Genomic DNA, 23771 nt, shown 5'->3' with positions numbered 1-23771 from the left:
GCACTGCCACGCGCTCTGCGTGGCGGTGCTGCGGCTCAGCCAGCCGCGCTCATGCGGCCAGCTCCGCCGATGCGAACACGGCGGCCTGCTCGGCACGCAGTTGATCGATCAGGCGGTGCTGCGGCAGCTGGACGTCGTCGTAGGTGAGTACCTGGTCCTTGGTCACCGCATGCCGCAACACGCAGCCTTCGGCCACGCCCATCGGCAGCAAGCGCTCGCGCGCGGTGACATCGGCGCGCTCGCATTGGCCGTAGCTCATGTAGCCACCCAGGCCATCGATGGTTTCGCCCGCGGCCAGATCGCGCTTGGCGGTAGCGATCACCTCCACCAGCGGCGCGCCCAGCGGTTGCAGCACGGCATCGCCCAGCAGCACCACACGCGCCACCGACAGCGGCACTTCGAAATGGCACAGGTGATACGGCGTGTAGAAGCTGTACAGCGGGCCTTCGCCGAGTTTGTAGAGGTTGAGGTAATGCCGCTGCTTGGGGTCGTCGTGTGTGGCCAGCACAAACACGCCGGGCGAGGGCAGGGCGCCCACCACGTAATCCACCGCACCGCCCACTGCGCGCAGTGCATCGATGTCGTAGCGCTGGGTCAGCTGATCGACGTGGCCGTGGTGTTCGTAACCGGTCATGCCACGCTGCAGGATCGACATGCCGGTGCCATTGGCCACGATCGCCTGCTCGAAGCTGATCTTGGTGCCATCGGCAAAGCTGGTGACCATGTGCGGGTCCTGGCCCCACTTGGCCGCAAATCCGGCCTGGGTGGTGGGCGTGCGGTAGGGGTCCTGCAGGCCCTTGATGTTTCCGCACAGCAGCGGCGTGAGCCCGATCGAGCGCACGAAGCGGTACAGATTCATCTGCACGCCGGGCTGATCGCCATCGCAGGCGCTGAAGATCACGCCCGCCGCGTCTGCCTTGCGCTTGAGCAGCGGGCCCACGGTGCCATCGAGCTCGGCATTCATGGTGACCATGTGGCGGCCGTTGGCGATGGCGCCCAGGCTGATCCGCGCGCCGTAGTCGATGGCGCCGGTGGCATCGATCAGGCAATCCAGCGCATCGCAGCCATACAGCAGCGCGGGGTCGTCGGTGACGGCCGGTGTGCCGGCTGCGATCTGCCGCGACAACGTGGCGGCACTGTCCACGCGAGTGGCTTGCTGGCCGGCCTGGCGGTAGGCCTCGATCGCTTTATCGACACTGCGGTTGCAGATCACCGCCACGCGCATGCCAGGCACGGCATGGGCGATCTGGTTGACGATGCCGCGCGCCATGAATCCTGCACCGTAAAGCCCTACGCGCAACGGGCGGCCTTCGGCAGCACGCGCCTGCAACAACCGATCGACGCTCATGCGCGCTCCTGTTGAGTCAGTCCGGTCAGTTGGGTCACGCCATGCACCTGCTTATTGAACTCCGGCCAGGCGGCGTCCTTGTCGGACACCAATGCGGGCGTGGACGGCCAGCGGATGCCAATGCGCGCATCGTCCCAGCGCAGTCCGCGTTCGGCAGCCGGCGTATACATCGCACTGGCGAAATACAGCGCTTCGGTCTGCGCCTGCAGCGTGATGAAGCCATGCGCAAACCCGCGCGGCACATACAGTGCCAGGCGGTTATCGGCAGTGAGTTCGACCCCGTACCACTGCAGGTAGGTGGGCGAATCCGGGCGCAGGTCGACAATGGCATCCCATAGCGCGCCGCGGATGCAGCGCACGATCTTGACCTCCGGCGCGGGCGGCAGCTGATAGTGCATGCCGCGCAAGGTGCCAGCCTCTGCGTTGAAGGAGTTGTTGACCTGCACGAACTGGTCAACCAGCCCGGCCTGGGCCATCTCTTGGGTACAGAACACCCGCGCAAACCATCCACGCGCATCGCCTCGCGGTTCGGGCTCGATGATGAAGGCGCCAGACAACGGCGTGGGGCGAAAAATCATGCCGCCGCCCTCAGATCGGCAGCGAGTGCGCCGCTGTCTACCAGCTGCTGCAGGATGCGCAGGCGGATGAAATCCGAACTTTGGCGGAAGTCGCCATCGGCAAAGCCGGCGCGCAGCAGGTCATCGCGCAATTCGGTAATGGTGGACTGCAATGTCTGCTGCGGCTGGTGCTGTGGCGCCAGGCGCTGGAACAGCGAAAAATCCACGCGATACGAGCGGTTGTCAGCCGGTGCGGTGGTAGAGATGGACACCGTGGCCGATGGCATCGCCGCGCCCACTGCCTGCGCCAGATCGCGGATCTGCACATTCCACTGCTCGGCGCCGGCGTTGACGGCCAGAAAGCGCCCGCCCGCCAATGGGGTACGGCCCAGCGCCCAGTCGATCGCACGCGCCATGTCGCGCACATGGATCAACGGCCGCCAGGGCGAACCATCCGACAACACCTCCACCGTGCCATTGGCCACTGCGCTGGCAACAAAATCGTTGAGCACCAGATCCAGCCGCAAGCGTGGCGATGCACCACAGGCGGTGGCAAACCGCAGGCAGGTGATCACCATGTCGGTCTCCAGCTGGGCCAGGGCGCGCTCGGTATCGATCTTGGAATGCGCGTACGCGGTAAGCGGCGCCACCGCGCTGCTTTCCGAACGCGGTGTGCCGTCTGCGGCTGCGCCATACACGCTGCAACTGGAGGCGAACACGAAGTGCTTGACGCCAGCCTGCGCGGCGGCCTGTGCTACTGCGACACTGGCGCGGCAATTGATGGCGTCGGTGACCTGCTCGAAGCGCTTGCCCATGGCGTCGTTGGAGATCGCGGCCAGATGCACCACGCCATCGAAGCCGCTCAGTTGCTGCGCGGTGAGATCACGCACGTCGCCGAACCACTGTTGATCGAGCACCACCTCGGGCAGCTGACGCGGGTCGGACAGGCAATGCGCAAACCAGCCGCGATCCAGGCCCACCAGCCACGCGTCCGGGTACTGCTGCCGCAGGTGTCGTGCTACCACCGGGCCGATATAGCCCATGTTGCCAGTGATCAAGATGCGCATGTGTTTACTCCCAGACGCGCCAGGGCGCACGATTGGATGACCAGAGGTTTTCGAGATAATTGCGGTCGCGCAGGGTATCCATCGGCTGCCAGAAGCCCTCGTGCCGGTACACGCTCAGTTCGCCGCGGTCGACCAGGGTTTCCAGCGGGCTGTTCTCCCACACCGTGGCATCGCCTTCGATCACGTCGATGACGCGCGGGTCGAGCACGAAGAAACCGCCGTTGATCAGGCCGTCGCCATCGAGCGGCTTTTCGCGGAAGCCGGTGACCTGTTCGCCTTCCACGCGGAGCGCCCCGAACCGGCCCGGCGGTTGCACCGCGCTCACCGTAGCCAAACGGCCTTCGCGCCGATGCAGCGCGATGGCGGCGCCAATATCGATGTCGGCCACGCCATCGCCGTAGGTCATGCAAAAGGCGTCATCGCCGTGCAGGTGCTCGCGCACGCGGCGCAGGCGGCCGCCGGTCATGGTCTGCGCACCGGTGTCCACCAGCGTTACCCGCCACGGTTCGGCGCGGGTGTTGTGCAAGGTGGTGGTGTTGCTGCCCAGATCGCAGGTCACATCCGATTCGCGCATGTGGTAATTCATGAAGAAATCCTTGATCACCTCACCGCGATACCCCAGGCACACCACGAACTCGTTGATGCCGTGATGCGCATAGATTTTCATGATGTGCCAGAGGATCGGCTTGCCGCCGACCTCCACCATGGGCTTGGGGCGAATGGCGGTCTCCTCGGAGATGCGCGTCCCCAGGCCGCCAGCCAGAATCACTGCCTTCATCTGCCTTTCCTTTGGGCTGTCGCGCCGGTGGTGCTGGCGCTGTATGGGTGACTGTCAGGCGCTAACGCTGTGGGCGATGGACGGAGACACGGCGGTCTGCTCGGCCATGGTGGCCAGCGTGTCGAGCATCGCCATGCGCTCTGCCATCAATGTGGGCCGCGGCAGGTCCAGGGTCTGCAGGATCTGCGCCCAGCGGTGCGCCCAGTCATGCCGGCGCAGGCTGTGCACGGTGTTGTGCAGGCGCGCGCGGGCCAGCCGCTCCGGCTGCTGTTCGAGCGCGCGCAGGAACCCGCCGATATCGTCCAGGTCTGCCGGCAGTTCGATCACCGCATCGTCCCAGTCAAAGCACTGTGCGAACTCGGGGCAACGCTGCGCGGAGCCAACAATGACGGCACCACCGGCGGCGCCTTCGAAATAGCGTGTGGCCAGGGCTTGCTTCTTGACGCCCTTGAAGAAGCCCTTGTTGTCCACCACGAAGTCGTGGGCCATGAAGAACTTGGCACGCTTGATCATCGCCGCCGACTGCAGTCGATGAGCAGGCCAGTGCGTTACCGCACCGCCACGCACCACATCGTGCAGGTAGAAGAATTCCGGGTGCGCCTGCGCATGCGCCAACAACTTGTCGTGCACATCTGGCTTGCGGCGGCCGATGCTCACCACATCGATGCAGCGCTGTTGCGGATGCGGCATCGGCGTGGCCAGCAACACATCGCAGGCGCTGGGCAAAAACGACACCGGCGTGCGCGTGTACGTACGCAACGGCTCCACGCAACTGGCATTGAGTACGAACACGTGATCGAACCCATCCAGCAGGCGCAACTCGGACCTTTGCGATTCCAGTTGCTCGGGCCAGGTTTCCAGCAGATAGGCCACGCGCGTGCGGCAGCGTTCTTGCCAGTGCCCAATGCGGCTGAGCGTGCTCAACTCTCGAGGGAACTGGCACATATAGAAAAACAGATCGTAATCGCTCTCAACCTCGCACCGTTGCGCATTGGATGCGGCCGGTTGGCCGCGCAAGCGGCGCAGCGCGGATACGCCGCGGTAGCTGAGCTCGTTGAGCAGATAGGACACACTCGGGTTGACGCCGCGCCCGCTGGCATACGCGGCCGCAGGCGGACACACCACGTCGGCATGCTCCAGGCTGCGCACCACATTGAGAAACGCATAGGCTTGCCCGTTAAACGCTTCGGGCCATGCCTCATAGTTCGAGGACAGCAGGACTGACCGGGCCGCAGGCATTGCAACTCCTTGACGCCAACGCTTCTCCGGACCGGTCCGCAGCGAACGCTACGGCCGGGTGGGGTGGAGCAACGCGCGCCGACAAAAGTTAGATAAAGGTTTGTTGGCCCTAGACAACCGTGAATCATTGGCTAACGGAGCCTAAATATAGAAATCTTCCGTAAGCGAATAGTGATACCAGTCGCGACAATGCGTGACGATCTGGTGTGTGTTTACACTTGCGCGGTCTCGAACTGGACGAACGCATGCACGACGTGGATTGCATCGTGGTGGGCGCCGGCGTTGTAGGCCTGGCCATTGCACGACAGCTTGCGATGCAGGGAAACGAGGTGTTGATACTCGAAGCCGCATCGGCCATTGGCACCGGCACCAGTGCGCGCAACAGCGAAGTCATACACGCCGGGTTGTATTACCCGCCCGGATCGTTGAAGGCGCAGCTGTGTGTTCGCGGCAACGCATTGCTGTATGCATATTGCCGCCAACGCAATGTGCCGCATCAACGCTGCGGCAAGTTGATCATTGCCTGCGATCAGGCGCAGACCGCGCAGCTGGAGGCGTTGCAGCGCAATGCAACCGACAGCGCCGCACCGGGCGTTGTGCCATTGAGCAGTGCACAGATGCAGGCGCGCGCACCAGCGTTGCGCTGCGCGGCTGCGCTGGAATCCACCACCACCGGCATCATCGACAGCCATGCATTGATGCTGGCCTTGCAGGGCGATGCCGAGCGACATGGCGCCACGCTGGCGTTGCGCGCACCGGTGCAGTCGATCGAACCGCTGGTTGCCGGCTTCCGCGTCTGCACGGCGGGCGGCGACGCGATGGGGTTGACGTGCCGCTGGTTGGTCAACGCTGCCGGTCACGGTGCGCCGGCGTTGGCCGCACGCACCGAAGGCCTGCCAGCCACTGCGCGCGTGCGCGCGCACTATGCGAAGGGCAGTTACTTCACCTTGGCCGGGCGGTCGCCGTTTCACCAATTGGTGTATCCGTTACCCGAGCCAGGTGGCCTGGGTGTGCACCTGACGCTCGATCTGCAAGGGCGCGCACGCTTCGGCCCCGATGTGGAGTGGGTGGCGCAGCCCGACTATCACTGCGAGCCGGCGCGCGCCCAGCATTTCTATGCGGCAATCCGCCGTTACTGGCCAGCGCTGCCCGATGACGCGCTGCAACCGGGCTACTGCGGAGTGCGCCCGAAGATCAGCGGCCCCGGCGAGCCGGCCGCCGACTTCCGGATCGATGGGGCGGCGCTGCACGGCATGGCGGGGCTGGTGAACCTGTTCGGCATCGAGTCGCCTGGCCTGACCGCCTGCCTGAGCATTGCCAAGCATGTGGCCGCGCTGCTGGGTGATGAGGCGCGGGCCGCCGCCCATGCGGGTGCTTCCAGTCAAGCTGGTTCTGCGCAGGGAGGCGCCGCATGTTCCTGATCCAGGTACTGCTGCCGCTCGCCGACAACAATGGCGTGCGGTTTGAGCAGGCAATGTTCGACGAGGTCCATCAGCACCTGGCCATGCGGTTTGGTGGCATCACTGCCTACACCCGGGCACCGGTGCATGGCGCCTGGCAAGAGCAGGGCGCGCAGCTGGTACACGACGACCTGGTGATCTACGAAGTGATGGCCGATGACCTGGATCGCGGCTGGTGGCGCAGCTACCGCGCGGAGTTGGAGCAGCGCTTCCGCCAGGAACAGCTGATCGTGCGCGCGCAGGAGATCACCCTGCTCTGAGCGGTGCGGATCGGCGCGTGCGTGGTAGCGCTATCCCTTTAGGGTCGGGCCGCGTGAAAGCGGGTGTGCAACTTTTGCACAGCGAGCGCAGCCGTTTTTGCCTGCATTGGTCGTCGCCACACCGAAATGCGTGGGTTTGAGGGTTGGCACGATAGTTGCGGTACCTCCTATACCCAGTGACGTAGTCATCGACGCATCGAGAGGAGGCACAGTGGAGGACGGACAGAACGCAACTCGCAGCCGGCGCGGTTTTGCCGCATTGGATCCGGAGAAGCGCCGTTTGTTGGCGAGCAGTGGTGGCAAGGCGGCGCATGCCAGTGGCAATGCGCACGAATTTACTAGCGACGAAGCGCGCGAAGCAGGCCGAAAGGGTGGCCAGGCCGTGAGTCGTGATCGTGACCATATGTCGCGTATCGGCAGCAAGGGCGGTCGTTCCAAGCAGGCCAAGCCCCAGGAAGAATCCGCATAAGTCACCCGGCACGCAGCAATGCGTGCCGGTTCTTGTGTCAGCAATGGAAACCGGCCCCGGTGCGCTTCGGACACGGGGCCGTTAGCGTTTGAAAAGACGCGTTTTGCCCGCACTTTCGCATTGCTGGCAGCCGCAATCGATTGCAGCTCCTAGATGCAGGCAGCGCCATGATGCGTGATGCAGTACGCTTGGGCTTGCCAACCTGTTGATGCGCAAGGCATCCATGTCGGGTCGGCAAATTTTGCACACCGCAGCATGCTGAGAGATCGATTGCAGGCGAATTTGTCGCAATCACTCTGGCCTCCGCAACCAACTGTGCAACGCATGCACATACCACCGAATGCCTGGCGTGGCCGTGCTTGTGACGCGCGACGAGCCCAGTGCGACGCAGTGCCCGCACAGGCAGTTGCTCTGGGCAGATGGCTGTGACGCCACTGCCCGAGAGAGTGCGGCCTGGGCCGGGTGTGGCTCTGCTAATGCAGCGCAACGGACTTGAACATGACCACCGCGGGCTTGCGCGGAAGTACTGCGCCGGGCCGCCGTGTGCGCCTGCGTCGTCAGCGACAAGCCAGTGAAGCGCGCCATCAAAAACGTGCATGTAGACACGACGCACGACCTCGCGGGTACTTGCCGCGGGCGCGCATCGACGCCTGTGCATGTAAAGCCATTGTCGATGACGCACATGCCGTTCACTCGATGCAGCCGCGCCTTTCATCGCAGCGCGGGCAGCCTGGACCCATCGTAGACGACAGGAGACCCCGCATGGCCGAACCCCGTGAAAACCTGATGGACTGGTTGCGCGACGCGCATGCAATGGAGCAGCAGGCCGAGCAGATGCTCAAGGCCCAGGCCGCGCGGATCGAGCATTACCCGAAGCTCAAGGCGCGTATCGAGCAGCACCTTGAAGAAACGCTGGGGCAGCAGCGGTTGGTCGAGGCAAGTATCGAGCGCCTGGGCGGGTCGCCGTCGGTGGTGAAGGACGCGATGGGCAAGATGGCTGCCTTTGGGCAAGCCATGGGCGGCATGACCACCTCGGACGAAATCGTCAAAGGCGCGATGGCCAGTTACGTGTTCGAGAATCTGGAAATTGCCACGTACACCGCGCTGTTGGGTGCTGCAAAGACGGTGGGGGACGTCGAAACACAGCGCATGTGCGAGCAGATCCTTCCGCAGGAAGAAGCCATGGCCAAATGGCTGCTGGAACACCTGCCCGAGCTGACCGAAGAATTCCTGGTGCGTGATGCAACGCCCGGAGTCACCGCGAAGAAGTAACTGCATCGCCTGGGGCACCAACGTGTTGGTGCTGGGTGGGAGACAGGGCCCTGCATAGCGGGGCCCTGTGCGTTTTGGCCAATAACTTACGCATACGGGATCACGCGGCCAAGCGGTAGACGCAATACGCGGGCAATACGCGTTCCGAAATCTTCGATTGCTGCTGTTATGGAATTCCATCTTGTTGCGGAGACAGCGCAGCGCACCACACGCATGACGCCGTACATGTGCGTCGCAATCGGCATGGTCTGTGGTCAGCAGCAGCTCGCCATCCTCGCCGCACCGCAGACCCGAATCGATACACACCTAACTCGTGTCTGCTTCCACACCCTCTAGAAGAAAGCTCGGCAATAGTGATGTGCGACAGCATGGGAGTGACCAGTGACGATTGAAAATAACCGCAACATCGTGGCGATCGGCGGGTCGGCAGGCGCCAGCCAGGCGCTGCGCACGCTGCTGGCAGACCTGCCGCGCGATCTTCCCGCCGCGGTGCTGGTGGTGCTGCATCTGTCGCCGCAAGGCACGGGCATCGTAGAGATGGTGCGCAGCGCAGTGCGCGGCTTGCCGGTGCACGTGGCCAGTGATGGCATGCCCTTGGTGCCGGGTGCGGTGTATGTGGCCGTGCCGGACTCCCACCTGATGGTCGATGGCATGCACGTCGTGCTGGGGCGCGGGCCACGCGAGAACATGTCGCGGCCGTCGATCGATGCCTTGTTCCGCTCCGTTGCGGTCTCACACGGCGCACGCGCGTTGGGGGTGCTGCTGTCGGGCATGCTCAACGATGGCTGCGCCGGGTTGGAAGCCATCCAGGCTTGCGGTGGTGCGGTGGCGGTGCAAGACCCGGACGATGCAATCGCCGAGGACATGCCGCGCAACGCGCTGCGTGCGCTCACCCCGGACGTGGTGGCCCCCAGTGCCGCACTGGGGGCGGTCATCACCGATCTGGTGCGCGAACCGGCGGCCTGGCCGATTGCGCCGTCGGATGCGCTCAAGCTGGAGGTCGCGATCGCGCGCGGGCAGCCGTCCACCACCGAGGTGATGACGCAGCTGGGGGAGCCGGTGGCGCTCAGCTGCCCGGCGTGTGGTGGCGTGCTGACCAAGCTGCATACACCGGGCACGCTGCGTTTTCGTTGCCAGGTCGGTCATGGCTACACCGCGCCCGCATTGATGTCCGCGAAGGAAGGTTCGGTGGATGAGGCGCTACGCGTGGCCTTGCGCGTGATCGAAGAACGCGCCGAATTGGTGAGCCGGATGGCCGGCGACGACCGCGCTCACCAGCCATCGGTCGCCTCGCTGTATGCCGCGCGTGCCAAGGAATACCGCGGCTATGCGGATGTATTGCGCAGCGCCTTATTGACCTCACTGCAGCGCCCGGTCGAACACGGCGCGCTCGTCGAAGACGGCGCGTTGCTGACGCAGGACGATCAGCATTAAGCAACGCGAAAATTGCAAAGCGGCCAGCCGCCACCTTGGCCGCCGCCTCGCTGTTGGTCTACCCGCGCCGCGAGGGTTCCGCAGAGACATGCGAGCGCTTACGCTTGTCGGTCTTCCTGCACTGGATCCGGCAATGACAGAGCAAACGCGGTATCCCATCGGCAGCCCCGGCCAGGCCTGGGGCGAGACAGAACGTGCGCAGTGGCGTGCGCGGCAAGTCCGCCGCCGCGTCTATGCAGAGGACGTGCTGCAGCCGGTCGCTGCACTCACCGGTGCATTCAAATGCATGCAGTACGGCGTTATCGGGCAGGGCGCGGACACGTATCCACTGTTGGCGCTGCGCACCTCGCACTGGGATGCCACCTTGCCATGGGCGCTGGTCACCGGTGGCGTGCATGGCTATGAAACCAGTGGCGTGCTGGGCGCACTGCAATTCCTGCAGGAGCGCGCAGCAGCGTACGCAGGGCGTATCAATCTGCTGGTCGCGCCCTGCGTCAACCCATGGGGCTATGAGCGCATCCAGCGCTGGAATGCCGAGGCGATCGATCCCAATCGCGCCTTCCGGCCCAACAGCCCTGCGGCCGAATCGGCAGCGCTCATGCAGCTGGTGACCACCGTCACCGGCACGGCGTTGCTGCACATTGATCTGCACGAAACCACTGATAGTGACGAGACCGAGTTCCGCCCGGCGTTGGCCGCGCGCGATGGCGTGCCGTTCGTGCCCGGCAGCATTCCGGACGGGTTCTATCTGGTGGGTGACAGCGACGACCCGCAGCCGGCATTTCAGCAGGCGGTGATTGCAGCGGTGGCACAGGTGACCCATATCGCGCCAGCCGATGCACAGGGCGAGATCATCGGCGCGCCGGTGGTGGGCGAGGGCGTGATCAACTACCCGGTACGCCGGCTCGGCTTGTGCGCCGGTGTCACCGAAGCGCGCTATCGCACCACCACCGAGGTGTACCCGGACAGCCCGCGTGCGACGCCTGCGCAGTGCAACCTGGCCCAGGTGGTGGCGATCTGCGCCGCGCTGGATGATGCGTTGGCCAACACCTGATGCGGCATCACCAGGCCGTGCACATCGCGCGGCCTACTGGATATGCGCGCAGCCGATGATGCACAGCGGTTACGGCAGGCCTGCCGCGGTGCGCGCCTGCGCCACGTAGGCCGGCACCAACACGGCTTCCATCGGCCTGGCCAACAGAAAGCCTTGCGCCTCGTCGCAGCCCCAACTCCGCAGTAGCGCAATTTCGTCGGCGTGCTCGATGCCTTCGGCCACGGTGCGATAGCCGAGTGCACTGGCCAGCCGCACGACGGCTTCTGCGCGCAGCTGCATGCCGGATTGATCGGCGATGCCGGTCACCAGCGAGCGATCGAGCTTGAGCACATTGACGGGTAGTTCGGTCAGGTAGCCGAAGTTGCTGTAGCCGGTGCCAAAATCATCGATCGCAACGCTGACGCCGGCGTCGCGCAGGGCACGCAAGCGTGGCAAGGCCTGCACATTGCTGCGCAACCAGCGGCCTTCGGTGATTTCCAGCTCGATCCGTTCGGTAGGAATGCCCAGTGCCTGGCAGCGGTCGATCACGTCCGAGGCCAGATTGACGTTGCCGAAGTCGCGCGAAGACAGATTGATCGATAGCGAAAAATCCAGGCCGCCAGCGCGCCACGCGGCCAGTTGCCGGAGTGCGTGGTCGATCACCCATTCGGTAACCGTGCACATCAGTGCGGTTTTTTCGAACAAGGGAATGAATTCATCGGGCCCGATCGCGCCCAACGTTGCGTGCTTCCAGCGCAGCAGGGCCTCGAAGCCGGTCACCGACAGGTCCAGCAGGTTGATGCGTGGCTGGAACACCAGGCGAAAATCGCCTGCCTCCAATGCCGCTTCTGCATCCAGTGCCAGACGATACGAGCGCTGGATGGCGTCGTCGTGCGCCGCGCTATACCAGCACAGGATCGCGTGGTGGCTCACCGCGTCACCCAATGCAACCAGCCCCTTGCGCATCACATCGCCGGTGTCTGGCTGACGCGGCAGGAACTTCACCACGCCGGCGTGGAAGGTCAGCGACATCGGGATGCCGGCCGCATCCACCGGCGCGTGCAGCATGTCGCGCAGATCCAGCAGCAGGTCTTCCATTTCATCGGCGGCAGAATTCAACAGGAAGAAGGCAAACCGCATTGGCGCCACGTGATACACGGTGGCCTTGCCGCGCAGTGCGCGCGTCAGCACATAACTGGCATGGCGAACGAGCTCTTCAATGGGCTGCATGCCCAGCGCCTGCCGCGCCTCGTTGGCCGCATGCGTGTCGTAGACCTCGATGAAGGCTGCCAGCACCGGCATGGCGTGGTTGCCGTAGGCGAGCGTGTCCAGGTCGGCCTGCAATTGGCGGGCGTTATGCAGGCCGCTATGCGGCTCGCGGCGGCCGGCACCGAACTGCAGCTCCAGTTGTGCGGCCGCCACATTGGCGAACATGCGCAGTTGCTGGCGCTCCTGCACGTCCAAGCGCCGTTCGTAGGCATCCAGGACGCACAAGGTGCCGTAGACGCCTGTCTGCGGTGCACCAATGGGAACACAGGCGGCAAAGCGTGCGGGCTCGGCGGTCGCTGTCTCACCTAGCCGGACTGCAGGCAGCACCGCCACGGCAAGTCCCTCATGCTCAGCGTCGTGCGCGCCGTTGTCTTCAAAGGCCGCCACGGTCTGCATGGCCTGGTCCGGTGCAATGCCATGCGCCGCCAACACACGCCGCCGCCCGGATTCGGTAATCGTCAGCGCGGCAGCGGCAGCACCCAGCGAATGGCATACCAAACGTGCAATTTGATCGAGAGGCTCCATGCCGGCCAGGTCGGTCGGTGTGTCGCGCCACTCCAGATGCCGCTGTTGTCCCTGTTCGTCTGACGAACGCGTCATGCCATTGAGCTCCGTGGTGGAGATCACACTATCGCGTGATCGACATCAAAGGGAAGTGCTGATTCAGCCCTCGGGGTTCTGTAACGATGCGCGCATTCCATTGTCTCGAGACACGATGAGGCATTTTTCCGCGCGACGAAAAAAGGCTGCTTATCCAATCAGTGGTCTTGGCGGCAGAGGTCGTTTAATTGGTGTACCGGATTTTGTATATGAAATTTCATCTGATTTCATTTCATTCGCTTCTCTCGGAATTGGCGCATTAACTTGATGCGGTGCCGCAAAGCTGATGCGTGCGTGCAGTGCCGGAAATTTGACGCGGACCACTGTGTGGCTTGCAGCATCAGCCAAACCCATCCGCTGGAGTTCCTCTTAAATCGGGCACTGTGTCGTTCACATTAACCAGGCAGGTCCGTAACGGTCGCCGCGACTGCATCTGATGTTGAATTTAATACTGCAAACGACCGCGAGCATACGAATCGACATTTTCCAGTTCTGCCATGCAAGTATTTATGGTTAGTGATACTTCGCACACTTTGCGCATAACGATTCGTTTATTAATCGATCAGCACATCCAGTCGGATTGGTATTCATCGTACTCATCCAGCGGTTAATCGAGCGCTGCCATAAGACCGGCGTTTGATCCAAACATTTTTTGAAACGTCATCCAGGCGCGCATTTGCGTGCGCGCCGATCTTTGCTTGTAACTCAGGAGAGACATATGAATCGTGCGTTTGCGCTGGTCTGGAACGCGGCTATCGGTAATTGGGTCGTCACGCACGAGTTGGTGCGCCGGCGGCGTAAATCGGGAGCGACCCGGCGCAATCTGCCGAGCATGGTGATCCTCGCCTTGGGAGCGGCTGCACCCACGCTGGCCTGGGGCGCGTGCACGCCGGCGCTACCTGCCGCTGGACAAACGGTGACCTGCACTGGATTGCCGATCACCAGTAATGCGTTTTCCAGCAACGCGAACAATCTGACCGTCAACGTCGCCTCCGGAACGCAGATGACGGCGGGGCTGCTTGGCGGCACCGCCATTGCACTCGGCGGCACCAATTCCACGCTCAATAACAGCGGCACCATCGATCCTTCCGTGCTTGGCCTGCTGTCAGTGCTCAGCACTGGCGTGACGATGGGCAACGCCAGCTCGACGCAGGTCACGGTCAATAACCTCGCGACCGGCTCGATCTACGGAAGCGGCGGCCTGCTTGGTGCCAACCTGCTCAACCTCGATGGCATGGCGCTGGGCCTCACAGCCGCACCCGCCGGCGTGGTGCAGATCAACAACGCGGGCACCATCAGTAGTCGCCCCTTGTTGAATCTCTCGGTGCTTGGCTCGGATACGCCGGTCATCGCGGTCAGCGGTGGCGCCACGGTCAACGCAGTGAACTCCGGCACCATCGAAGGGCGGGTGGGGTTCCAGAGCTCGGCCACCGGCAACACCTTCATCAATTCCGGCGCCATCAACGGCAGCGTGTCGATGGGCGCCAACAGCATCAACAGCTTCACGGCGGTCACCGGTAGCAGCGTCAACAGCGCAGGTGGCATCGGGGTCGCGCTGCTTGGCCCAGGCGGGTTGTTGAGCTTTGCGGCAACCGGCACCGTGGATGGCGGGGCGGGCGGCACCAACACCTTGATCCTGCAGAATTCCGCCACGGGCACTGGCAGCGGCACCGCCGGCACGGCGGCGCTGAGCACCTCGCAATACATCAACTTCGGTAGCCTGCGCGTCAACAGCGGTACCTGGACGCTGGGCGGCGCGACCAACTTCAGTAACACCGCGCTCAATGGCGGCGTGGCGCAATTCGCCAACCCGGCCCTGTTCGGCACCAACATCACCGCCAACGGTGGCGCGATCGAGGCCACCGCCGCCAATCTGACCTTGAGCCCCACCGGTGGCATTGCACTCACCGGAACCGGCCTCACGGTGCAGGGCGCGAATGCATTGACCATCGGCAGTGCGCTGACCGGGACCGGCGCGCTCACCAAAACCGGTATAGGTGCCGTCACCCTGACCGGCGCCAATACCTATAGCGGCGGCACCACGCTGGCCGCCGGCAGCCTGACGCTGGGCAATAACACCGCGCTAGGAACCGGCACGGTGACTGCGGCAGGTGGCACCCTGTCGGGCACCACCGCACTCAACCTCGCAAACGCCTTTACGTTGGCCGATAACGTATCCATTGGTGGGGCCAACGCGGTGCGCCTGGGTGGCACCATTGCTGGGACCGGTGAACTCATCAAGATTGGCACAAGCACCTTAACCCTGGGCGGGACCAATACCTATACCGGCGGCACCGCGCTCAATGCCGGCACAGTTGTGCTGGAAAATGCCGCCGCCCTGGGCACCGGCGCTGTGATCGCGGGCGGCGGAGCGCTGGACACCACCGCACCGTTGTCGCTTGCGAACAATGTGGTGCTCAACAGCACGCTGGGTGTGGGCGCCAGCGGAAACGCGTTGAGCCTGATCGGAGTGATATCAGGCGCCGGCGGCATCACCAAGGCCGGCACCGGCACGTTGGCACTCACCAATGCCAACACCTATACCGGCGCGACCACGCTGGCCGGCGGCACCTTGCAGGTAGGCAATGCGGCGGCATTGGGTGGCAGCACGCTCAATGTCACGGCTGCGTCCACCTTGTCGAGCAGCATTGCGCTGGCACTGGGCAATGCGGCTTCGCTTGCAGGTCCATTGACGGTGAGCGGTGCCCAGGCGCTGACGTTGGGCGGCGCCATCGGTGGTACCGGCAGCCTGCTCAAAAGCGGTACCGGCGATCTCACCCTGACCGGCACCAACAGCTACACCGGTGGCACCACGCTGAGCAGCGGCCGTCTGCTGGTGGGGACGGGTAGTGCCTTGGGCACCGGCACGCTCACCGCCAGTGGTGGCGAACTTGCTGCCACCGCACCCACCACGCTGACCAATGCGGTCGCGCTCACGGGTGCGCTCGGTGTGGGCGGCAATGGCACGGCGCTGACACTGTCCGGTACCGTCAGCGGCACCGGCAGTGTCAACAAGCTGGGCACCGGCACGCTGACACTGGGCGGTTTGAATACATATACCGGCGGCACCACGCTGGGAAGCGGCACCTTGCAGGTGGGCAGTGCCACGGCATTGGGCAGCGGGGCGTTGAACGTCACCGGCAATGCCGCGCTGCAAAGCACGGCGGCCACCACGCTGGGCAACGCCGTGAACCTGTCTGCTGGCGCGCTGACGTTCGATGGGACGCAAGCGCTCAGCCTGACCGGCACGGTCAGCGGCACCGGCAGCCTGGTCAAATCCGGCACCGGTGATCTCAGCTTGAGTGGCAACAATGTGTTCACCGGCGGCACCACGCTCAGCGCTGGTCGGTTGACGGTGGGCAGCAATACCGCATTGGGCAGCGGCACGTTGACGGCAGCAGCCGGTAGTACGCTCGATTCGGCAGTGGTAAGCACACTCGCCAACGCGATCGCGCTGACCGGCGTGGGCGCTGTCAATGTGGGCGGTGCCAACGCGCTCACGCTGAGCGGCGACATCAGTGGCGTAAGCAGTTTGAACAAGGTTGGCACGGCGAGTCTGAGCCTGACCGGCAACAACACCTATACCGGCGGCACGCGCCTGAGCGCGGGCAGCTTGCTGGTGGGCAGCGATACGGCGCTGGGCACCGGTGCACTGACTGCCGCCGGCGGTGTGTTGGACAACACCGCGCGCGTGTCGCTGAGCAATGCAGTGGTGCTGGAGCAGAATCTGGCGCTGAGTGGCAATCAGGATCTTGCACTTGGCGGCAGCGTCAGCGGGACGGGTGCACTGATCAAGAACGGCAATGCGGCGCTGAGTTTGACGGGCACCAATAACTTCACCGGTGGTGTCACTCTCAACGCAGGCACGTTGCTGATCAACAGCGGCGCAGCACTGGGAACCGGTGTACTCACCGCAGCCGATGCCACGCGTCTGGACACAACCGCCGCTGCCAGCGTCGGCAATAACGTCGCACTGCTTGGCGCACTCACGGTAGGCGGCAGCAACGCGCTGGATCTGACCGGCACCGTCAGCGGCACCGGCAGCCTGATCAAGGAGGGTGCCGGCGCACTCACGCTCACCGGCAACAACGTTTACAGCGGTGGGACGCAACTCACCGCAGGCAGCCTGGTGGTTGGCGCGGATGCCGCGCTCGGCACCGGCGCGTTGACCACCGCCGATGGCACCGCGCTCAGCGCAAGCACTGCAGTCACGCTGCAGAACGGCATCGCGCTGGGCGGTGCGCTCAGTATCGATGGGCAACCGCTCACGCTCAATGGCGTGGTCAGTGGCGCGGGCAGTTTGATCAAGAACGGCACCAATGCGCTCACGCTCAATGGCAACAATACCTGGGCCGGCGGGTTGCAACTGCAGGCCGGCTCGGTATTGGTGGGCAGTGATACCGCGCTTGGCCTGGGCACCCTCACCGCTGCCGCCGGCACCACGCTGGATGCCACCACCGCGGCAACCTTGGGCAATGCAGTCGCAGTGGATGGCGCGCTCAGCATCGGTGGCACGCAGGATCTCACCTTGAATGGGGTGGTCAGTGGCGCCGGCAGTCTGGACAAGCAGGGCACTGCCACGTTGACGCTGGGCACTGCGAACACGTTTACCGGTGGGACGACGCTGGGCGCTGGCCGCCTGGTGCTTGGCAACGAAGCCGCATTGGGCACGGGACAACTGACCATCGCCGGCGTCGCCGAACTGGATACCGCTGCAGCGGCGAACCTCGCCAATGCCGTGCAGTTGAATGCACAGCTCACCTTGGCCGGCAGCAACGATCTGAGCTTGAACGGTGCCATCACTGGCACCGGCGGCCTGCTCAAGAATGGCACCGGTACGTTGTCGCTCACCGCCACCAACAGCTATAGCGGCGGCACCACGCTGACCGGCGGCACACTGGCCGTAGGTGCGGATGGCGCACTCGGCACCGGCAGCCTGTCGGTGGTGGGCGATGCGGTGCTGAGCAATGCGATTGCCGTGGCACTGGGCAACGACATCACCCTGGGCGCGGCGTTGACCGTCGATACGGTGGGCGACCTGCTGGCCACCGGCAACATCAGCGGCACCGGCGGGCTGACCAAGACCGGCGCGGGCATTCTGACCCTCGACGGCAGTAACAGCTACACCGGACCGCTGGCGGTGCAGGCCGGCGCACTGGTGGCCAACACCGCTGCGGCACTTGGCAACGCGAGTACGGTGGATGTCGGCGCCGGTGCCTTGCTGAGCCTGACCGGCGGCGGCGTAATCAACAGTCTGGGCGGCGGCGGCAATGTGGATGTGGGTGCGGGCAGTACCTTGCAGGTGGGCGCGGGCAGCTTCGCCGGCAGCCTGATCGGCAATGGCAACCTGGACAAGATCGGCACCGGTACCTTGAGCCTGCTCGGCGACAACGGAGTGGCCGGCAGCACCTTGGTCAGCGGCGGCACCCTGGATGTGGCGGGTAGCTTGATCACCAGCAATCTGAACGTCGCGCTCGGCGGCACCTTGCGCGGCGCCGGCGCGGTGACCGGCCCGGTGACCATCGCCGACGGCGGGCGTCTGGCAATCACCAGTGGTTCCACGCTCAGCGTGGGCGGGTTGGCCCTTGCATCCGGTGCCTTCATCGATGCCTCGCTGGCAGCGCCGAGTACCACCCGGCTGCTTGCGGTCAACGGCAACCTCACGCTCGATGGCACGCTCAACATCACCGACATCGGTGGCTTCGGCACCGGCGTTTACCGGCTGATGGACTACACCGGCCTGCTCACCAACAACGGTCTGTTGCTCGGCACCATTCCCGGCAGCGTGGACATCAGCCAGTTGGCACTGCAGACCGCGATCGGCCAGCAGATCAACCTGGTGGTGACTGCACCCGGCAGCATCGTGCAGTTCTGGGACGGTGCGCAGACGGTTGCCAACGGCAGCGTGGACGGCGGCAGTGGAATATGGGGCGCCGCCAGCAGCTGGACCGGTCAGGACGGCACCGCCAACAGCACCTGGCAGGGCGATTTTGCGGTGTTCTCTGGCACGGCCGGCACCGTGGGTGTGCAGGGCACGCAAGCGGTGGGCGGGCTGCAGTTCGTCACCGACGGGTATCAGTTGACCGATGCCGGCGCGGGCAGCTTGAGCATCACAACGCCATTGACGGCGGTCCGCGTGGACCCCAATGCCACCGCCACGCTCGATGTCGGCATCAGCGGTGCAGGTGGCCTGGAGAAAGTGGACACCGGCACGCTGGTGCTGGATGCGGCCAATAGCTACACCGGCGGCACCACGCTCAGCGGCGGCACGCTGGTGCTTGGCGATGCGCAGGCGCTGGGCACTGGCGCACTCACCACCGCCAACGGCACCACGCTGGATACCAACCAGGCCCTGGCCGTTGGCAATGCGGTCGTGCTCAACGGCGCGCTGAATCTTGCCGGCAGCAACGATCTGGCCTTGAACGGCGCCATCACCGGCGCGGGCAGCCTGGTCAAGAACGGCACGACCACGCTGACGCTCGACGGCGCCAACGGCTACACCGGCGGCACGGTGTTGAATGCCGGCACGCTGGCGCTGGGCAGCAATACGGCGTTGGGCACCGGCAGCCTGTCGGTGATTGGTAACTCCACCTTGAGCAACGCGATCGCGTTGGCATTGACCAACAACCTCACGCTCGGTGCAGGGCTCACCGTAGACACGGCGGCCGATCTTTCGCTCAGCGGCGTGCTCACCGGCGCAGGCGGGTTGACCAAGACCGGCCTGGGCGCGCTGACGCTGGCGGGCAGCAACAGCTTCAGCGGTCCCTTGTCGGTGCAGACCGGCGTGGTGGCGACCACCGCGCCGGGTGCACTCACGGGCGCGGGTGCAGTGGACGTGGCCGCAGGCGCGGGCTTGCAGCTGGGCAGCGACACCGCACTAGGTGCCCTGACCGGGCTGGGCAATGTCGCCATCGTGGGCGGCAGCACGCTGCAGGTGGGCAACACCAATGTCACCGGAACCTTCGGTGGCAGCCTGAGCGATGCGGGCAATCTGGAAAAGGTCGGCACCGGCGCGTTCCAGCTCACAGGGACCAGCAGCATTGGTGGCACCACCCTGGTGAGTGCGGGCACGTTGGACGTAGACGGCACGCTGGCCAGCGCAGGTGGGCTCACGGTCGCCAACGGCGGCGCCTTGAGCGGCAGCGGCGTGGTGGATGCGGCGGTCACGGTAGCCGACGGTGGCCGCCTGGTGGTGAGCAGCGGCGCGCTGCTGACCACCGGCACGCTGGGCCTGGCACCGAATGCAACCATCGATGCGTTTCTCGGCATTCCCAGCCAGACCGGCGTGCTCGCGGTCAACGGCGACCTCACCCTGGACGGCACGCTCAACATCACCGACATCGGTGGCTTCGGTAATGGTGTGTATCGCCTGATCGATTACACCGGCGGGCTGACCGACAACGGCCTGGCCTTCGGCACCATTCCTGGCTCTGTTGATCCCACACAATTGGCCTTGCAGACCGCGTTGGCGCAGCAGGTCAACGTGGTGGTGTCCGCGCCGGGCAGCAACGTGCAGTTCTGGGATGGCGCACAGACGGTGGGCAACGCGCAGATCGAAGGCGGCACCGGCACCTGGACGGCGGGTGCCACCAACTGGACCGGCATCGACGGCCTCACGAATACCGATTGGCAGAACAGCTTTGCCGTATTCGCCGGCACTGCCGGCAACGTCGGGGTGCAGGGCACGCAAGGCATCACCGGCATGCAGTTCGCCACCGATGGTTATGTGCTCACCGATGCCGGCGCGGGCGCGCTCAGCGCCAATGCCGCCACCACCATCGTGCGCGTGGATCCGGGTGTCACCGGCACCATCGACGTCACCATTGGCGGCACGGGCACCTTGCAAAAGCTCGACACCGGCACGTTGATTTTGGGCGCAGCCAACACCTATACCGGCGGCACCGCCCTGGGCGGCGGCACCCTGGTGCTGGGCGATGCACTGGCACTGGGCACCGGCACGCTCACTGCTGCTGGCGGCACCACGCTGGATACCGATCAGGCGCTTGCCATCGCTAATGCCGTGGACCTCACCGGCGCGCTGACAGTGGCCGGCAGCAATGATCTGACTCTAAGTGGCCCGGTCAGCGGCGCCGGTGGGCTGATCAAGGACGGCACCGCCACGCTCACCCTGGATGGTGCCAACAGCTACACCGGCGGCACCGTCTTGAATGCCGGCACCCTCGGTGTGGGCAGCAACACAGCGCTGGGCACCGGCAGCCTCTCGGTGCTGGGCAATGCGACGTTGAGCAATGCCGTGGCGGTGGCGCTGGGTAACGCGATCACCCTCGGCGCCACGCTCGATGTCGCCAACACGGCAGATCTGACCCTGGCCGGGGACATCAGCGGCAACGGTGCGCTGGTCAAGTCCGGTACCGGCACGCTGACGCTGGATGGCACCAACAGCTACACCGGCGGCACCACGCTCAATGCCGGTACCACGGTGGGCGACAGCGCCAGCCTGCAAGGCGCGATCGTTGACAACGCGGCACTGGTGTTCAACCAGACCACCGATGGTGTGTTCACCGGTTCGATCACCGGCACCGGCTCGGTGACCAAGGACGGCGCGGGCGATCTGCGTTTGAATGGCGCCAATGCCTACACCGGCGGCACCACCATTACTGCGGGCACCCTGATCGGCGATACCACCAGCCTGCAAGGCAACATCCTCGACAACGCGGCGCTGGTCTTCGACCAGGCCGGTGGCGGCGTGTATGCCGGTGTGATCAGCGGCACCGGCAGTGTCGAAAAGACCGGCGCCGGTGCATTGGTGTTGACCGGCGCCAACAGCTACACCGGCGGCACCCTGGTCAGCGCCGGCAGCCTGATCGGCAACACCACCAGCCTGCAGGGCAACGTGGTCGACAACGCCACGTTGGTGTTCGACCAGGCCACCGACGGCACCTTCGCCGGCGCCATCAGCGGCACCGGCAACGTGGTCAAGCAAGGCGATGGCGTGCTCACGCTGAGCGGCACCAACAGCTATAGCGGCGGCACCACGATTGCCGATGGCACCTTGCAGGGCACCACCAGCAGCCTGCAGGGCACTATCCTGGACAACGCCGTGCTGGTATTCGACCAGGCCGGTGACGGTACCTTTGCCGGCAACATCACCGGCAGCGGCACGCTGATCAAGAACGGCACCGGTGCGGTCACGCTGGATGGCGTCAACAGCTATCTCGGCGGTACCACCATCAATGCCGGCACCCTGATCGGCGACACCGACAGCCTGCAAGGCAACATCCTCAACAACGCAGCGCTGGTGTTCCTGCAGGACGCCAACGGCACCTATGCAGGCACCCTGTCGGGCACCGGCACCCTGGTCAAGGACGGCACCGGCACCTTGCTGGTGACCGCCAACAGCGGTGGCTTCACCGGGCCGACCACGGTGAGTGGCGGCACCTTGAGCGTGGGCAACCCGGCCAATCCGGGCGCGGTCCTGGGCGGGCCAGTCACGGTGGGACCGGGCGGCACGCTCACCGGCAGCGGCACCATCGGCGGGCTGAACCTGTCGGGCACTCTGCTCAGTGGCGGCGACAGCGGCTCGATCACGGTTGGCGGCAATGCCACCTTCAATCCGGGCTCCACCTGGCAAGTAACCCCGGGAAGTACCGGCACGGTCACACCGGTCACGGTGGGCGGCACGGCGGTGGTCGCGCCGGGCAGCACCTTGCAACTAGTGCGCGCGCCGGACCTGCCCCTGTTCGTGGATATTCCGCTGATCAATGCCGGTGGTGGCCTGAGCGGCCAGTTCACCAACATCACCTCCGACTACGCGTTCATTGACCCGAATGTCAGCGTGAGTGTCGGTGGGCTGTCGGTGTCGTTTGGGCGCAATACGGTGTCGATGGTCGACATTGCGGTGACCCCGAACGAGCAGGCCAGTGCCGCAGCTGTGGATGGCCTGCCCACCACCAGCCCGATCTTGCAGGCGGTGCTGCGTTTGCCGGACGACCCGGAGGCCGTGCGCACCGCGTTCGCCTCGCTGTCCGGCGAAAGCCACGCCACTACCGCGACGGCAATGCTCGATAGCCGTTTCCTGATGAGCGGCATCGGCAGCCATCTGCGTGGCGACAGCCAGGACACCCGCGTGGGCGACACCACGGTCTGGATCGCCGGCCGCAGCCGTCCGAACCGGATCGACGGCGACAGCAATGCCAACTCGGTGCGGCGCGAAGACGATGGCGTGATGGCCGGTGCCGAACGTCGCATCGGCGAGCGCAGCCTGATCGGCGTCGCGGTGGGTAACCAGGACCTGGAAAGCTGGTCGCGTGCCAACGATGATCGTGCCGATATCGATGCCACGCATGTCGGCGTGTACGCGCAGGCCGACTGGTCCGCTTTCACCCTGCAGGGTGGGGTGGACTATGCGGACTATCGTGTCGACAGTACCCGCCGCGTGATTCTGCCCGGCGTGATGGAAGAACGTCTGAGCAGCGATTACGACGCCACGGCCACCACGGTCTCGCTGGAAGCGGCCTGGAACCTGCAGGCGGGCACCGCGGTGTACAGCCCGTTCGTCGCAGCGGCCTACACGCATCTGAAGACCGACGGTTTCAGCGAGCGTGGCGGCATTGCCGGCTTGTCGGTGGGCAGTGCCAAGGACGAGTACACCACCAGCACGGTGGGTGTGCGCGGCCGTTGGGAGCTGGGCCAACAGGCCGGTCTTTACGCATCGGTGGGTTGGCGGCATGCCTATGGCGACCGCCAGGTGCAGCGCTCGGCGGGCTTCATCGGCGCGGGCACCAGCTTCTCGGTGCACAGCGTGACCCTGGCCAAGAATGCGGTGGTGGGCGAAGTGGGCGTGAGTCTGATCACCTCGCCGAGCAGCCGCATGGCGTTGTCGCTGCAAGGCCTCAATGGTGATGGCCAGACCGCGTATGGCGGGCAGGTGACCTGGGGTTGGAGCTTCTGATCCTGTCGCGGTTGCAGTGTTGAAACAGCAAAGGCCCCGGCAATGCCGGGGCCTTTTGTTTGTCACCAGTGAT

14 protein-coding genes are annotated in these 23771 nt (G+C 64.9%); 8 read left to right on the top strand and 6 right to left on the bottom strand.

From position 1 onward, the window contains the following. Positions 1-49: 49 nt before the first annotated feature. The 5 genes from QRM60_RS17900 to QRM60_RS17880 are packed head-to-tail and all read right to left on the bottom strand — an operon-like array spanning position 50 to position 4989. A complete protein-coding gene (locus tag QRM60_RS17900) occupies positions 50-1348 on the bottom strand; it encodes an SAF domain-containing protein (RefSeq protein WP_285446768.1) in 1299 nt (432 codons plus the stop codon). After that, a complete protein-coding gene (rfbC, locus tag QRM60_RS17895) occupies positions 1345-1926 on the bottom strand; it encodes a dTDP-4-dehydrorhamnose 3,5-epimerase (RefSeq protein WP_285446767.1) in 582 nt (193 codons plus the stop codon). Before rfbC ends, QRM60_RS17900 begins: the two co-directional genes overlap by 4 nt. Continuing rightward, positions 1923-2972, bottom strand: a complete 1050-nt coding sequence (locus QRM60_RS17890) for an SDR family oxidoreductase (RefSeq protein ID WP_011037177.1) — start codon at positions 2970-2972, stop codon at positions 1923-1925. The genes rfbC and QRM60_RS17890 overlap by 4 nt, the downstream gene beginning before the upstream one ends. Before the next feature lie 4 nt (positions 2973-2976). Next, the gene (gene rfbF / locus QRM60_RS17885; protein ID WP_285446766.1) at positions 2977-3750 is read right to left on the bottom strand and encodes a glucose-1-phosphate cytidylyltransferase; all 774 of its coding nucleotides are present in this window, start codon (positions 3748-3750) and stop codon (positions 2977-2979) included. A 54-nt stretch (positions 3751-3804) separates the two neighbouring features. Further along, a complete protein-coding gene (locus tag QRM60_RS17880) occupies positions 3805-4989 on the bottom strand; it encodes a glycosyltransferase (RefSeq protein WP_285446765.1) in 1185 nt (394 codons plus the stop codon). Positions 4990-5234: 245 nt separating this feature from the next. Here QRM60_RS17880 and QRM60_RS17875 point away from each other — a divergent pair, with 245 nt between their 5' ends. The 6 genes from QRM60_RS17875 to QRM60_RS17850 all read left to right on the top strand — a co-directional run bounded on the left by QRM60_RS17875 (position 5235) and on the right by QRM60_RS17850 (position 10938). Then, positions 5235-6410 (top strand): NAD(P)/FAD-dependent oxidoreductase, encoded by a 1176-nt coding sequence (locus QRM60_RS17875; RefSeq protein ID WP_285446793.1) that lies wholly within the window; start codon positions 5235-5237, stop codon positions 6408-6410. Then, positions 6401-6709, top strand: a complete 309-nt coding sequence (locus QRM60_RS17870; RefSeq protein ID WP_076055310.1) for a hypothetical protein — start codon at positions 6401-6403, stop codon at positions 6707-6709. The genes QRM60_RS17875 and QRM60_RS17870 overlap by 10 nt, the downstream gene beginning before the upstream one ends. Before the next feature lie 211 nt (positions 6710-6920). Further along, the gene (locus tag QRM60_RS17865; protein ID WP_012438401.1) at positions 6921-7178 is read left to right on the top strand and encodes a KGG domain-containing protein; all 258 of its coding nucleotides are present in this window, start codon (positions 6921-6923) and stop codon (positions 7176-7178) included. Positions 7179-7940: 762 nt separating this feature from the next. Next, a complete protein-coding gene (locus QRM60_RS17860; RefSeq protein WP_011037183.1) occupies positions 7941-8450 on the top strand; it encodes a ferritin-like domain-containing protein in 510 nt (169 codons plus the stop codon). A gap of 381 nt (positions 8451-8831) precedes the next feature. Beyond that, positions 8832-9884, top strand: a complete 1053-nt coding sequence (locus QRM60_RS17855) for a chemotaxis protein CheB (RefSeq protein ID WP_285446764.1) — start codon at positions 8832-8834, stop codon at positions 9882-9884. 133 nt (positions 9885-10017) lie between these two features. Further along, positions 10018-10938, top strand: coding sequence for a M14 family metallocarboxypeptidase (locus QRM60_RS17850; protein WP_285446763.1), 921 nt, complete (start codon positions 10018-10020; stop codon positions 10936-10938). A 69-nt stretch (positions 10939-11007) separates the two neighbouring features. Here the strand turns inward: QRM60_RS17850 and QRM60_RS17845 are convergent, their stop codons facing one another. Beyond that, positions 11008-12813, bottom strand: a complete 1806-nt coding sequence (locus QRM60_RS17845) for an EAL domain-containing protein (RefSeq protein ID WP_285446762.1) — start codon at positions 12811-12813, stop codon at positions 11008-11010. On the opposite strand from QRM60_RS17845, the gene QRM60_RS17840 reads away from it, so the two are divergent. Together QRM60_RS17840 and QRM60_RS17835 are read left to right on the top strand one after the other, a co-directional pair. Further along, a complete protein-coding gene (locus QRM60_RS17840) occupies positions 12785-13054 on the top strand; it encodes a hypothetical protein (RefSeq protein WP_285446795.1) in 270 nt (89 codons plus the stop codon). The two genes, QRM60_RS17845 and QRM60_RS17840, sit on opposite strands and share 29 nt — an antisense overlap. Before the next feature lie 450 nt (positions 13055-13504). Next, complete coding sequence (locus tag QRM60_RS17835) at positions 13505-23698, top strand: autotransporter-associated beta strand repeat-containing protein (protein ID WP_285446761.1); 10194 nt, start codon at positions 13505-13507, stop codon at positions 23696-23698. Positions 23699-23771 lie beyond the last annotated feature (73 nt).

Origin of the sequence: Xanthomonas sp. fls2-241-TYG-148, assembly GCF_030208815.1 — a bacterium.
GTDB lineage: Bacteria > Pseudomonadota > Gammaproteobacteria > Xanthomonadales > Xanthomonadaceae > Xanthomonas > Xanthomonas campestris.
This window is presented reverse-complemented; position numbering and strand designations above follow the sequence as displayed.

Coding starts and splice junctions, on each gene's coding strand:
- QRM60_RS17900 (WP_285446768.1), bottom strand. CDS start 1,348: ATGAGCGTCGATCGGTTGTTGCAGGCGCGTGCTGCCGAAGGCCGCCCG.
- rfbC (WP_285446767.1), bottom strand. CDS start 1,926: ATGATTTTTCGCCCCACGCCGTTGTCTGGCGCCTTCATCATCGAGCCC.
- QRM60_RS17890 (WP_011037177.1), bottom strand. CDS start 2,972: ATGCGCATCTTGATCACTGGCAACATGGGCTATATCGGCCCGGTGGTA.
- rfbF (WP_285446766.1), bottom strand. CDS start 3,750: ATGAAGGCAGTGATTCTGGCTGGCGGCCTGGGGACGCGCATCTCCGAG.
- QRM60_RS17880 (WP_285446765.1), bottom strand. CDS start 4,989: ATGCCTGCGGCCCGGTCAGTCCTGCTGTCCTCGAACTATGAGGCATGG.
- QRM60_RS17875 (WP_285446793.1), top strand. CDS start 5,235: ATGCACGACGTGGATTGCATCGTGGTGGGCGCCGGCGTTGTAGGCCTG.
- QRM60_RS17870 (WP_076055310.1), top strand. CDS start 6,401: ATGTTCCTGATCCAGGTACTGCTGCCGCTCGCCGACAACAATGGCGTG.
- QRM60_RS17860 (WP_011037183.1), top strand. CDS start 7,941: ATGGCCGAACCCCGTGAAAACCTGATGGACTGGTTGCGCGACGCGCAT.
- QRM60_RS17850 (WP_285446763.1), top strand. CDS start 10,018: ATGACAGAGCAAACGCGGTATCCCATCGGCAGCCCCGGCCAGGCCTGG.
- QRM60_RS17840 (WP_285446795.1), top strand. CDS start 12,785: ATGCCATTGAGCTCCGTGGTGGAGATCACACTATCGCGTGATCGACAT.
- QRM60_RS17835 (WP_285446761.1), top strand. CDS start 13,505: ATGAATCGTGCGTTTGCGCTGGTCTGGAACGCGGCTATCGGTAATTGG.